Genomic DNA, 13,638 nt, shown 5'->3' with positions numbered 1-13,638 from the left:
CGCCAGGGGAGACGCCCTGCGGCAGATGGGCCCTGGACGAAGCGGAGCGAGGTGCCGCCGCGTCGCGGCGACGAGGAAGGAGCGCAGATATGGACGTGGACGAGCGGCCCCAGGGATCGCATTTCGCGCCCCGTGCACGCAAGGAGGCCCCGCGCCCCGATGAAACCGCGGTGTTCATCGCTGCGGCTCAGTCCTACCGGCACGACCGTTCAAAGCAGCGTCCCGACGAGACGAGCGTCTTTTTGGACGCCGCCCTGCGCGCGGGTGTGGGCAGCCCGGCTCCGACATCGTCGCGGATGGGCAAGCACGCTGCGGCCGCGCCGGCGGCGGGGCAGCAGGCCGCGGCCGGCGCGGTGAGCACGGACGACGACGTCTGGGCGGAGCACGCCTTCGGGATGGCCGCGCATGCCGGCCACGCCGCGCCGGCAGCCGAGACATCCGCGCCGCACGGCATGGCTCCTGACGAGCCCGCGGGTCAGACGGGTCGCCTCGCCGTCGAGGGCGACGCCGCTCCCGCTGCCCGCACCGATGCGCTGGCACACGATGCCGACACCGACGCCACGGCGCGCACCTCCCGTGCGGACGAGGCGTCTGACGATGACTTCGAGGCCGCGGGCGACTACGAGAGCGTCGGCCGCTCGGCGGGCCTCATGACGCTACTCATCGTGATCTCCCGCCTCACCGGCTTTGCCCGCACCTGGTTCATGGGCATCGCCTTTGGCGTGTCGCTGCTCGCATCGTCCTACAACATCGCCAACAACCTGCCCAACATGCTCTACGAGCTCGTTATGGGCGGCATGCTGGTGACGGCGTTCTTGCCGGTCTACATGGATGCACGGCGCCTGGGCGGCAAGGAGGGCGCCAACGATTACGTGGGGAACCTCCTGTCGATCCTGCTCGTTGTGCTCGGCGTGGCGTCCGTGGCTGCTTGCATCTTTGCCCCTGGCCTTATCTGGACGCAGTCGTTCATGAGCGACGGCGCCGAGATGGAGACCGCGGTCTACTTCTTCCGCATCTTTGCGTTCCAGATTCTCTTCTACGGGCTCGGTTCGGTGTTCTCGGGCGTGCTCAACGCGCATCGAGACTATTTCTGGAGCAACGTCGGCCCCATCCTCAACAACGTGGTGGTCATCGCGAGCTTCGTGGCCTTCCCCTTTATCCAGCAGGTGAGCGACGCGCTTGCCATCACGGTCCTCGCCGTGGGAACCACAGCGGGTGTCTTCGTGCAGATGGCCTGCCAGATTCCGGCGCTCGCCCGCCACGGCATCCATCCGCGCCTGCACATCAACCTGCATGATCCGCTGCTGCGCAAGACGGTCTCCCTCGGGGTGCCCACCATCATCGCGACCCTGTGCACCCTGGTCACGAGCTCCGTCATGAACTCGACGGCCCTTGCCGTGCAGCCCGGCACCGGTTCGTCAGTCATCGCGTACGCACGCCTGTGGTACACGCTGCCCTATGCGCTGCTCGCTGTCTCGCTCAACACGGCGCTCTACACCGAGCTCGCGCGCGACGCGACGCGTGGCGACGACGACGCGGTGCGCGACGGCCTGTCCCGCGGCATCGCCCAGCAGTTCTTCGTGCTCATTCCCTTCGCGCTCTATCTCATGGTGTTCAGCTTCCCGCTCAACATGATCTACTGTGCGGGCAAGTTCGACCTGGGGGGCGTGGAACTCGTGAGTGAGTACCTGCGCTTCCTCGCGCCGTCGCTGCCGCTCTACGGCGTGTGCATGCTCATGCAGAAGGGCTGCTCGGCCCTGCGCAACATGCATCCCTACGCCGCCTTCATTCTGGCGGGCGCCGTGGCCGAGATCGCCTGGTCGCTCACGTTCGCGCTCGGGCTCGGCGGCGGCATGCCGTTTATCGCGCTGTCCATGACGGCGAGCTACCTCGTGTCCGATATCGGCGCGTTTTGGTGGATGCGCCGTCGTCTGCACGGCCTGCGTGTGAAGAAGATTCTCCATGGCGTCGTTGCCGGCCTTGTGCTCGGTGGCCTGGGCGCTGCGGCGGGAGCCGGCATGCTGTGGGTCCTGGAGACGTTTGTGGGCCCGCTCGTCACCTATCTGGCCGACGGCACCGCGCAGACGGCCGGCATGCTTCAGACCATCGCTTACATTGCGGTGGCGGGCGTGACGTCGCTTCTGGTGACGTTTATCCCCGCGATCGTGCTCAAGTTCCCCGAGGCGGACATGTTCCGCTCCATCCTGAGCCGCGTGAAGCGGTAGGTATCCATGGCCGATAAACAGTGGCATGACGCCCCGGCCGGCCCCGTGCCGGCAGGGTTGCCCGGACAGTTTCATCGCGTCGGCTCCATGACGCCAGGGTCCGCGGATGCCGCAGACGCCGTGCCGCAGGGCTCCGACGCGCCCGGCGCTGCGCATCGGGACCTCGCCGAGAGCACCGAGCACATCGACGAAGGCCTCGTCGTGCCCGCACCGGGCATCGCCCCGAGCCTTGCCGAGCAGGTCGCGCGCGTCCCCACAAGTCCGGGGTGCTACCTGTGGAAGGATGCTTCCGGCGAGGTCATCTACGTGGGCAAGGCCAAGAACCTGCGCGCCCGCATGAAGCAGTACGTGCAGCTGACCGACGACCGAGCCAAGATTCCGCTCATGATGCAGCTCGTGAAGAGCTTCGACTACATCGTCGTGGGCAGCGAGCACGAGGCGCTCGTCCTGGAGCGCAACCTCATCGGGCAGTACCATCCGTATTTCAACGTCGACTTCAAGGATGACAAGAGCTATCCATTCATCGCCATCACGAAGAGCGATGTATATCCCGCCATCAAGTACACGCGCGAGAAGCACAAGCCCGGAACGCGGTACTTTGGTCCCTATACCGATAGCCGGGCCGCCCGTGACACCATCGATACGCTGCGCAAGGTGATTCCCATCTGCAGCGGCACCTGCGCCGAATGGCGCCGGACGCGTCGGCTCATCGCGGCCCATGGCGACGATGCGGACATCATCAACCTCATCTGCGCCCAAAACGGACGTCCCTGCTTCGACTATCACGTGGGGCGTGGCCCCGGCGCCTGCGTGGGCGCCATCACGCCCGAGGATTACGCCAAGAACGTGCGCCGTGTCGAGCGGTTCCTCTCGGGCCGCCGGCGCGAGGTCACCGACGAGCTGACTGCCGAGATGGCCCAGGCAGCCCAGGAGCTCGACTTCGAGCGCGCCGCCCGCGTGAAGCGCCGCCTCGAGGTGATCTCGGGACTCGATGACCGCCAGCAGGTGGTCTTTCCGTCGAGCGTGGACATCGACCTCATCGGGTTCTACCGCGAGGAGACGATCGCCGGCGCCTGCGTGTTCGTGGTGCGCGAGGGGCGCACGGTGCGCACCTGTGAGTTCATCTTGGACAAGGGGCTCGACGTGGATGAGGAGGAGCTCGTCTCGGGCTTCATCAAGCGCTACTACGACGAGACCGCGGACATCCCCCACGAGGTGGACGTCGCGGTGGACCTCGCCGACGCTGAGGTGGTGGGGGAGTGGCTCACCGAGAAGCGCGGCCACATCTGCCGCGTGCACCGTCCTCAGCGTGGCGAGAAGCGACGCCTGCTGGAGACCGCCGAGCGCAACGCCCGCCATGCCCTCATGCGCTACATGATGCGCACGGGATACGCCGACGACCGCACGAACCAGGCGTTGTTGCAGCTGGAGAGCGCCCTTGCGCTGCCCGCGCCGCCGATGCGCATCGAGTGCTTCGACATCTCGACCATCCATGGCCGGTTCACCGTGGCATCCATGGTGGTCTTCACCAACGGCCGTGCCGACAAAAGCCAGTATCGCCGCTTCAAGGTGCGCTCCGTGACAGGGGAGGCCAACGACTTCCTCTCCATGCAAGAGGTGCTCGGCCGCCGCTATGCGCCTGAGCGCATGGCGGACGAGCGCTTTGGCAGCAAGCCCGACCTGCTGGTGGTCGACGGCGGCAAGCCTCAGCTCACCGCGGCGCTGACGCAGCTGGAAGAGCTGGGGCTCGACATTCCCGTCTGCGGCCTTGCCAAGGCGGACGAGGAGGTCTTCGTACCTTGGGACGACACCCCCGTGGTGTTGCCAAACGGTTCGGCCTCGCTATACCTCATCAAGCAGGTGCGTGACGAGGCGCACCGCTTTGCCATCACCTTCCATCGCGAGCTGCGCGACAAGGCCATGACCGTGAGCGTGCTCGACGAGGTCGAAGGTGTGGGCCCCACGCGCAAGAAGGCCATCATGCGGCACTTCGGGTCCATGAAGAAGCTGCGCGCCGCGAGTGTGGACGATATCGCCGCCGTGAAGGGCGTGCCGCGACAGGTCGCACAGGCCGTCTTCGATACGCTGCGCGCTTGGGAGGACGCCACCCACTAGGGCTGTTGCCGGGCCTGCGCTTTTGAGCCGCGCAAGTCCGGAGCCGCGCACGTTCGGCAAGACCACCATGGTACGCGTGTTTGCGACGCCGCTTTCGAGCCGCGCGGCCTTGCGCGCGTCGCATCAAAGGAGAGGGGCCGGCCGCAACAGCGGCGGCCCTTGAACATGCGCCGTGCCCCTGTGCTGCATAGGGGGGACAGTTGAAGACTTGCATAGAATCTTTTTGAAGTGGCACGTAGGTGGTCTGCCCCTAGAAAGCCTACTGGTATTAATTGCTATTTGATATAAACTATTACAAAATACCTGATAACGCAGGAATAGCATGCATAATACGTCATAAATGAGGGGTAAATAATTAAACTGGTATGCTTGGTATCACCACCAGTCCAGCATGTCAACAAAAAACAAAAAAGGGGCTAGCAATAACCGTCTGCGTGCGCTAGCGCCCGTTCACCGAGAAACCGGGAGGAAGCGGCGCCAGGCTCGGTATGTTAGTGATGTCCACAAATGCATCCCCTTTCCTGCGTGAGGGAGGGGATGCCAAAAGATTGGAGACATCATGCGTGACATGACCAGGCGTACCTTCCTTGGCGTCGCAGGCGGCGCCGCGGCAGTCGCTGGCCTCGGCCTCGTGGGCTGCGGCGGCGACACCTCTGCCCCGGCTGGCAGCACGACCGGTGGCGGCACCGAGGGCGGCGGCACCATCACCGCTGGTTCCGCCTATGCTCCGTCCGACTACAACCCCACCTCTACGTCGTCGGCGTTCTGCCTGGGCGCTAACTGGCACGTGCTCGAGGGCCTCTATGGCACCGATCCGCACGACTACAGCACCTTCACCGAGCTCGCCACGGGCGACCCCGAACAGGTCGACGAGACCCACTTCACCATCACCGTTCGTGACGGCGCCAAGTTCTCCACCGGCGACGCGGTGACCACCGACGACATCGTCGAGTCCTTCGACCGCACCAAGGCCAACGCGACCTACGCCGCGTTCCTGACCCCGATCGACTCGCTCGAGGCCACCGACGACACCACCATCACCGTCACCACGTCCGTGCCGAACTTCTCGCTGCTCAAGGAGCGCCTGGCGCTCGTCCGCGTGTTCCCTGCTGGCACCACCGACGACGAGCTCGCCGACACGCCCGTCGGCTCCGGCCCCTGGATGTACGACAGCATCACCGACAACGCCGTCGACCTCGTGCCGAACCCCAACTACAACGGCGACCACGCCGCCGAGGACTCTGCGCTGCACTATGACATCCTGACCGATGCCACCGCGCGTATGACCGCTCAGCAGCAGGGCACCACGCTCGTCATGGAGTCCGTCACCTCCGACGCCATCGACACCCTCGAGGGCGATGGCTGCAAGATCGACCAGGTCCAGGGCTTCGGCACCCGCTTCATCATGTTCAACACCACCAAGGCCCCGTGGGACAACGTGACCGCCCGTAAGGCGATTATGTATGCGCTGAACACCGAGCAGATGATCGACAACATCTTCAACGGTCTCGCCGCCACGGCGAAGTCCTACATTCCGCAGGACTTCCCCAACTATCAGGAGGCCTCCACGGTCTACACCTATGACCAGGACCAGGCAAAGTCCCTGCTCTCCGAGGCCGGCGTGACCCCGGGCAACCTCATCATCCGTACCACGGACAACACCCAAGCCGAGCAGATGGGCATCCAGGCCCAGCAGGATCTCGAGGCCCTCGGCTTCACCGTCGAGATCAAGACCGAGACCTCGCAGGCCACCTATGCGGCCATCGACGGCGGCTCGGATGACTTCGACATCCTCATCGCCCCGGGCGATCCGTCCTGCTGGGGCGCCGACCCCGACCTGCTTCTCAACTGGTGGTACGGCGACAACGTCTGGCAGCAGACCCGTACCGGCTGGAGCGGCTCGGCCGAGTTCGCGCAGATCCGCGAGCTCATGAACACCGCGCTTGGCCAGTCCGGCGACGAGCAGCAGGCTACCTGGAAGCAGGTCTACGACATCATCGCCGACAACTGCGTCCTGTACCCGCTCGTTCACGTCCAGACGGTCACCGCTTCTTGGGACGACGCATCCAAGAGCCCGAGCGGCACCGCCATCGAGGGCTTCAAGGGCATCGGCACCACGGGCATGAGCTTCATCGATTGCAAGACCGTCAGCGCGTAGAACCCTAGCCCATCTCTCGTCTTCCCAACATCTTGAGGGGGAGACAGTAAGGACGTTCGGAGGGCCCGGGCAGTCGTTGCTCGGGCTCTCCTTATAACACTGTTGGTAAGAAGAGAGAGGAGAGGGTATGAACAACCTTCTGCGCCTCATCGGTCGACGTATCATCGCGTTGCCGATCATGGCCCTCGGTGTCACCCTGTTGGTGTTCTTCCTCATGTCCTTTACCGACCCGTCGATTCCGGCACGTACCGTCCTCGGTGAGGGCGCATCCCCGGAGCAGGTCGAGCAGTACATGGACGAGCACGGCATGAACGATCCGTGGCCCGTCCGTTACGTTGATTACATTGCGGGCCTTGTTCAGGGCGACCTGGGCACCTATGGCAGCCGCCAGACGCCGGTAGCCACGGCCATCGCGTCGGCGCTGCCCGTCACCATGCAGCTTACGTTCTTCGGCCTCATCATCGCCGCCGTCGTTTCGTTTACCCTGGGCGTGATATCGGCAATATATAGAGACCGATGGCCCGACCAGATCATACGTGTGATATCCATCGCAGGCATCGCAACGCCGTCGTTCTGGCTCGCGGTCCTGCTCATCCTTGCGGTCTCTATCGGCCATCTTACGCGCGTCTTCCCGTCCTCGGGCGCGCTTCCCAACCTGTTTACCAACCCGGCGGGCTACTTTGGACGCATGATCATGCCCGCCATCGCTCTGGCCTTCCCGGTCATCGGCCAGATGACGCGTATCGTGCGTACGGCCATGGTCGAGGAGCTCGATAAGGACTACGTGCAGACGGCCCGCGGCGGCGGCATCCCCGAGAACGTCGTCATCGCCAAGAACGTGCTGCGCAACGCCCTCATCACGCCCGTCACCACGCTCGGCCTCAAGATCGGCTACCTCATGGGCGGTGCCGTGGTCATCGAGGTCATCTTTGCCCTCCCCGGCATGGGTACGCTCATCCAGCAGGGCATCACCGGCGGCGAGATCATGCTCGTTCAGGGCGTCGTCGTTGTGGTGGCCTTGGCCTTCGTCATCATCAACATCGTGGTTGACATGCTGTACCTGCTCATCAACCCGCGCATTAGGACGGTGTAGGCCTCATGGTAAAGATTAGAGAGAAAAAGACCGCCCAGCTCGAGGAGGCGGCATCTCGGAGTGCCAAGTTCCATGGCATCAAGAACATGAGCCTGTCGAGCAAGATCTCGCTCGTGCTCCTCATCCTTGTGGCGCTCTCTGCCATTCTGGCTCCGCTCATCGCGCCGCATAACCCGCTCGAGATCACCAAGGCATATCAGCCGCCGAGCGCCGACCATATCTTTGGTACCGACAACGCGGGCCGCGACATTCTGTCGCGTATGCTGTACGGCGGTCGCTACTCGCTCGTGATCGGCTTTGGTGCGACGCTGTTCGCCCTCATCTGCGGCTCCGTCATCGGCGCCCTTGCAGCCGTCTCGCGCAAGGCGGTCTCCGAGGTCATCATGCGCGTGCTCGACGTCGTCATGTCCATCCCGGGCATCGCCCTCGCAGCCATTCTCGTGCTGATTCTCGGTAACTCCGTGCCGGCCATCATCTTCTCGATCGGCTTTATGTACACCCCGCAGATCGCGCGTATCGTGCGCGCCAACGTGGTCTCCGAGTACGGCGAGGACTATGTTCGCGCCGTGATCGTGTCCGGCGCCCGCGCCCCGTGGATTCTCATGAAGCATGTGCTGCGCAACTGCATCGCGCCCATCATGGTCTTCACCGTGACGCTCGTCGCCGACGCCATCATCTTCGAGGCGTCGCTGACCTTCATCGGCGCCGGCATTGCCGAGCCGACCGCCACCTGGGGCAACATCCTGTCTTCGGCGCGCGACGGCGTGCTGCTTGGCCGCTGGTGGCAGGCGCTCTTCCCGGGCATCGCCATCATGGTCACCTGCCTGGCGCTCAATATCCTCTCCGAGGGCCTGACCGACGCCATGGCAGCCGCTCCGTCCGCTCCCGTGAGCAACGAGAACGCCGAGAGCCGCCGCGAAGCCGACCTGTTGGTCGCCGACCCGGTGCGCGCCTACAAGGAGCAGGCCGAGACCCTGGCCTCCCGCCTGGCAGCGCTGCGCAAGGTCGAGCTTGCCCGTACCGATCGTCACGTGCCCGACTATTCGGTCGAGCCGATCCTGCAGGTGAAGAACCTCTCCATCGGCTTCCCGCGCCACGGCGACGTCAACGTGGTCGACAACGTCTCGTTCGACGTGCGTCCCGGCCAGTGCATGGCGCTCGTGGGCGAGTCCGGCTGCGGCAAGTCCATCACCACCAAGACCATCATGAACCTGCTGCCCGACAACGCCCGCATCACCGGCGAGGTGCTCTATAAGGGCCAGGACCTGCTCAAGCTCTCCAAGGAAGAGCACCGCAAGCTGCTCGGCCACGAGCTCGCGATGGTCTATCAGGACTCGCTTTCGGCCCTCAACCCCTCCATGCTCATCTCCGCTCAGATGAAGCAGCTCACCAGCCGCGGCGGCACCCGTACCGCCGAGGAGCTCCTCGAGCTCGTGGGTCTCGACCCCAAGCGTACGCTTGAGTCCTATCCGCACGAGCTGTCCGGCGGCCAGTGCCAGCGCGTCATCATCGCCATGGCGCTTACGCGCGACCCGTCGCTCATCATTTGCGACGAGCCCACCACGGCCCTCGACGTGACCGTCCAGAAGCAGGTCATCAAGCTTTTGAACGACCTGCAGCGCAAGCTCGGCTTCGCCATGATCTTCGTCTCGCACGACCTGGCGCTCGTCGCCGAGGTCGCCTCCGAGATCACCGTCATGTACGCCGGCCAGGTGGTCGAGTCCGCCCCCACCAAGGAGCTGCTCACCAACCCGATCCACGAGTACACCCAGGGCCTTCTTGGCTCCGTGCTCTCCATCGAGGCGCACGATGGCAAACGTCTGCACCAGGTGCCCGGTTCCGTGCCGAGCCCGGCGGACTTCCCCAAGGGCGACCGTTTCGCGCCGCGTTCGAGCCACCCCACGGTCGGCCTCGACGTCCATCCCATCCTCAAGCCCGTGCCCGGCGTGGAGCATCACTTCGTCGCCGAGATTCCGGACGAGGAGCTTGCAAAGAACGGTCTCGTTTCCCGACTGGAGGTGAGGTAGATGGCTGAGAACAGCTCGACGCAGACGCCCATCATCTTCCTGGACAACATCTCGGTCACGTTCAAGACCCGTACGGGCTCGCTGCTGCATCCCAACCTCGTGCATGCCGTCAACGGACTCACGATCAAGCTCATGCCGGGCGAGACCATCGGTCTGGTAGGCGAGTCCGGCTGCGGCAAGTCCACGACCGCCAACGTCATGTGCGGCCTGCAGTCGCCCACCTCGGGCCACGTGTACTTCAAGGGCGAGGACGTCACGAAGCGCACCGCTGAGCTTCGCAAGAAGATCGGCCGTGTGGTCTCCGTGGTGTTCCAGAACCCGGCCACCGCTCTGAACCCGCGCATGTCCGTCCACGACCAGCTGCTCGACCCCTTGATCGTGCACAAGGTCGGCACCGAGGACGAGCGCGAGGAGCGCGCCAAGGAGCTCGTGAGCCTCGTCGGCCTGCCGTCGTCGGCCATGTACGCGCTTCCCGGTCAGCTCTCCGGCGGCCAGCGCCAGCGCGTCGCCATCGCCCGTGCGCTCTCGCTGCGCCCGGACGTCATCATCGCCGACGAGCCCACCTCGGCCCTTGACGTGTCTGTGCGTGCACAGATCCTGAACCTGCTTACGGACCTCAAGAAGGAGCTCGGTCTCGCCATGGTCTTCATCAGCCATGACATCCAGACGGAGCGCTACATCTCCGACCGCATCATCGTCATGAACCACGGTCAGATCATGGAGCAGGGTCCTGCCAAGCAGGTCTTCGAGGACCCGCAGGATCCCTACACCAAGCTGCTGCTGGGGGCGGCGCCTTCGCTGCTGCATCCAAAGCTTGGGCAGTCCGCGTAGGGCATCGTATCGTTTTCGTGGCGCGCGCCTGCTTTGTCGGGCGCGCGCCCGTGAGTAAGGGAAGGGCGTTCGAAAGAGTTCTCAAACACCCTTCCTTCGCGCTGTCGCCCCGCTATCATGGGGCGGGGGTCTTTGGATCCCGACACCAGCGTCTCGGCAGGAGGTCGAGACGCGCAACACTAAGGAGTCACCTGTGACCACCAAGAAGTTTACCGGCGTCATCCCGCCCGTCGTCGTCCCGCTTACGCAGGACCGCCACCTCGACGTCGCGTCGCTCGAGCGCAACATCAACCGCATGATCGAGGCGGGCGTGGACGGCCTGTTCATCCTGGGTTCCTCGAGTGAGGTCGTGTTCTCGACCGACCATCGTCGCGAGCACATCATCGAGACCACGGTGAAGGCGGTCGACGGCCGCGTGCCCGTGCTCGCCGGTATCATCGACACCGAGACCGAGCGCATGATCGAGCACGGCAAGCGTGCCGAGCAGATGGGTGTCGACGCCCTCGTGGCCACCTGCCCGTTCTATGCGCTGCAGGGTATCGACGAGATCGAGTGGAGCTTCCGCTGCCTGCATGACGCGCTCGGCCTGCCCATCTTTGCCTACGACATTCCCGTGTGCGTGCACAACAAGCTCGACACCGACATGCTGATTCGTCTGGGCAAGGACGGTGTGCTCGCCGGCGTGAAGGACTCCTCGGGCGACGACATCTCGTTCCGCTATCTCGTCATGGGCAACGAGGAGGCCGGGCATCCCATGTCCATCCTCACCGGCCATGAGGTCGTCGTGGACGGCGCGTACCTCTCCGGTGCCGACGGCTCGGTGCCGGGTCTTGCGAACGTCGAGCCCTACGGCTATGTGCGCCAGTGGAAGGCGGCTCAGGCCGGCGACTGGGAGACGGTCAAGAAGGAGCAGGATCGCCTGGCGCGCATCATGCGCATCACCGCGGTGACCAAGGGCGTCCAGGGCTTCGGCGCGGGCGTCGGCGCCTTCAAGACGGCGCTGCAGCTTATGGGTATCTTCGAGACCAACCAGATGCCGCGCCCGGTTCACTCTCTCAAGGGCGATAACGTCGAGGCCATTCGCAAGGTCCTCGAGGAGAACGGGCTTCTGTAACAGGCCGAGTGCCGTCTGCGAGACGGCCTGCCGACAACGGGTTGTGCGCGCCCGCCTGCGTTTGCGGGCGGGCGCGCTTGTATGATGCGCGCGGAGCGATCCGCGGCGCGAAAGGGGTTGCCATGGACACGAAGACCATCGTTTCGGTTGATATCGGCGGCACGAAGATTGCGTGCGGCCTCGTGACGCTCGGCGGGGACGCTCCCGTCATCGAAAAGGTCGAGAAGGTGCCGACCGACGCCATGAAGGGCGGAGAGCACGTGTTGGCCACCGTCATCGAGCAGGTGAAGACTGCGATCGAGCGCGCCGATGGAGAGGTTGCCGGCGTGGGCATCTCGTCGGCCGGCGTGGTGAACCCGCGCACCGGCGACATCACCTTTGCCAATGAGCTCATGCCCGGCTGGGGCGGCACCGCGCTTGCGACCGAGGTTACCAAGGCGACGGGTTTTGCCTGCCGTGTGCTCAACGACGTTCACGCGCACGCACTCGGCGAGGCGCGTTGGGGCGGCGGCCGCGGCAAGGAGAGCTGCCTGGTGGCGGCCGTGGGTACCGGCATCGGCGGCGCCTTCGTGGAGCACGGGCACATCATGCTCGGCGCGCATGACGAGGCGGGCCATATCGGTCACGTGTGCTGCCCGGCAGCGGCCGGCGTGCCGTGCTCCTGCGGCGCGACGGGGCACCTCGAGCCCATCGCCGCGGGTCCCGGTATCATCGCAGAGTACATTCGCCTCGGCGGCGACGAGACGTTTGACGGCAAGCCCATGGACGGCGCCGAGATCGATCGCCGTGCCGCCGCGGGCGACGAGGCCGCGAAGGCTGCCGAGGCCCGTGCTGGCCGCGCGCTTGGCGAAGTGCTGGGCAGCATGTGCAACATGCTCGACCCCGCCTGCGTGATCCTTTCCGGCTCGGTCGCACAGTGCGGACCGGATTGGTCGGACGCCATGAAGGAGGCCTTCAAGGGCCAGGCCATGCCGCCGGTTGCGACGACGCCCGTCGTCGATGGCGAGCTGGGTGGAGATGCGCCGCTTATCGGTGCGGCGGAGAACTTTGTGCTCTCAGGCTACGCTGAATGCTAGGTTCGGCTTCCCCAAGCACCGCATCTTCGCGCTCACTCGTCGGTCGCCGCACGCAAGGCGTGCTCCCTCCTCGTTCGCACGAACCTGCGGCACTTGGGAAACCCGGCGATTGATGGGGCATCGCACCTTCGTTTTACTGGCGGTCGCCGTGCGTACGGCCGTCCGGCCTCGGAGTTGAACCATTTCGTAACATGCTGAAAGGAGACGGATCCTATGGCAATCGATCCGCTGATTCAATCTCTCAAGGGCAAGCTCATCGTGAGCGTGCAGGCCTATATGGGTGAGCCGCTGCGCAATCCCGAGACCATGGCCCAAATGGCTCGCGCCTGCGAGCTGGGCGGCGCCGCCGCCATCCGTTGCCAGGGCCTCTCCGACATCGCGGCCATCAAGGGCCGCACGGAGGTCCCGGTCATCGGTCTGTGGAAAGAGGGGCACGAGGGCGTCTACATCACCCCGACGCTCCGCCATGCGCGTGCCTGCGTCGCCGCCGGCGCCGACATCGTGGCCATCGACGCTACCGACCGCCCCCGTCCGGACGGCAAGACCGTTGCCGACACCCTGATTCCGCTCAAGGAGGAGGGCGTCCTCACCATGGCTGACTGCATGACCATCGATGACATCCGTCGCGCGGTAGACATGGGCTTTGACATCGTTTCGACCACGCTCTCGCACGGCGTGGCGGCAATCGACTGCACCATGGCCGACGGTCCCGATCTGCCGCTGCTGCGTCAGGCGGCCGAGGAGTTCCCCGGCTTCCCCGTGGTGTGCGAGGGGCGTGTACATACGCCCGAGGAGGCCCGCGCCGCCATCGACGCCGGCGCCTGGGCCGTCGTGGTGGGAACCGCCATCACGCACCCCACGAGCCTGACCTCCTGGTTCAAGGCCGCGCTCGAGGCGTAGCGCACGACTTACAGATCGATTGGCAGCGTGTCGACGGGCCCGTCTCCCATGGGGGAGGCGGGCCCGTTTTGGCTGCGGGGCATCATGCGGCCGCGGTTG

9 protein-coding genes are annotated in these 13,638 nt (G+C 65.1%); all 9 read left to right on the top strand.

The features are described from left to right. The first annotated feature begins 89 nt into the window (after positions 1 to 89). Positions 90 to 2,225 (top strand): murein biosynthesis integral membrane protein MurJ, encoded by a 2,136-nt coding sequence (gene murJ / locus B5F33_RS07920; RefSeq protein ID WP_239284954.1) that lies wholly within the window; start codon positions 90 to 92, stop codon positions 2,223 to 2,225. Positions 2,226 to 2,231: 6 nt separating this feature from the next. Continuing rightward, positions 2,232 to 4,340, top strand: a complete 2,109-nt coding sequence (gene uvrC / locus B5F33_RS07915) for an excinuclease ABC subunit UvrC (RefSeq protein WP_239284951.1) — start codon at positions 2,232 to 2,234, stop codon at positions 4,338 to 4,340. Between the two features lie 559 nt (positions 4,341 to 4,899). Beyond that, entirely contained in the window at positions 4,900 to 6,498 is a 1,599-nt protein-coding gene (locus B5F33_RS07910) for an ABC transporter substrate-binding protein (RefSeq protein ID WP_087411263.1), read from the top strand. A gap of 127 nt (positions 6,499 to 6,625) precedes the next feature. Beyond that, positions 6,626 to 7,591 (top strand): ABC transporter permease, encoded by a 966-nt coding sequence (locus B5F33_RS07905; protein ID WP_087411262.1) that lies wholly within the window; start codon positions 6,626 to 6,628, stop codon positions 7,589 to 7,591. Positions 7,592 to 7,596: 5 nt separating this feature from the next. Continuing rightward, positions 7,597 to 9,618, top strand: a complete 2,022-nt coding sequence (locus B5F33_RS07900; protein WP_087411261.1) for a dipeptide/oligopeptide/nickel ABC transporter permease/ATP-binding protein — start codon at positions 7,597 to 7,599, stop codon at positions 9,616 to 9,618. After that, complete coding sequence (locus tag B5F33_RS07895) at positions 9,619 to 10,449, top strand: ABC transporter ATP-binding protein (protein ID WP_087411260.1); 831 nt, start codon at positions 9,619 to 9,621, stop codon at positions 10,447 to 10,449. Positions 10,450 to 10,642: 193 nt separating this feature from the next. After that, positions 10,643 to 11,563, top strand: a complete 921-nt coding sequence (locus B5F33_RS07890) for a dihydrodipicolinate synthase family protein (RefSeq protein ID WP_087411259.1) — start codon at positions 10,643 to 10,645, stop codon at positions 11,561 to 11,563. Positions 11,564 to 11,685: 122 nt separating this feature from the next. Further along, complete coding sequence (locus B5F33_RS07885; RefSeq protein ID WP_087411258.1) at positions 11,686 to 12,639, top strand: ROK family protein; 954 nt, start codon at positions 11,686 to 11,688, stop codon at positions 12,637 to 12,639. A 213-nt stretch (positions 12,640 to 12,852) separates the two neighbouring features. Continuing rightward, entirely contained in the window at positions 12,853 to 13,539 is a 687-nt protein-coding gene (locus B5F33_RS07880) for an N-acetylmannosamine-6-phosphate 2-epimerase (protein ID WP_087411257.1), read from the top strand. The last annotated feature ends 99 nt before the right edge of the window (positions 13,540 to 13,638 follow it).

The organism is Collinsella sp. An2 (assembly GCF_002160065.1).
Taxonomy (GTDB): domain Bacteria; phylum Actinomycetota; class Coriobacteriia; order Coriobacteriales; family Coriobacteriaceae; genus Limicola.
The sequence above is the reverse complement of the archived record's forward strand: the minus strand, read 5'-3'. Positions and strand labels throughout refer to the sequence as shown.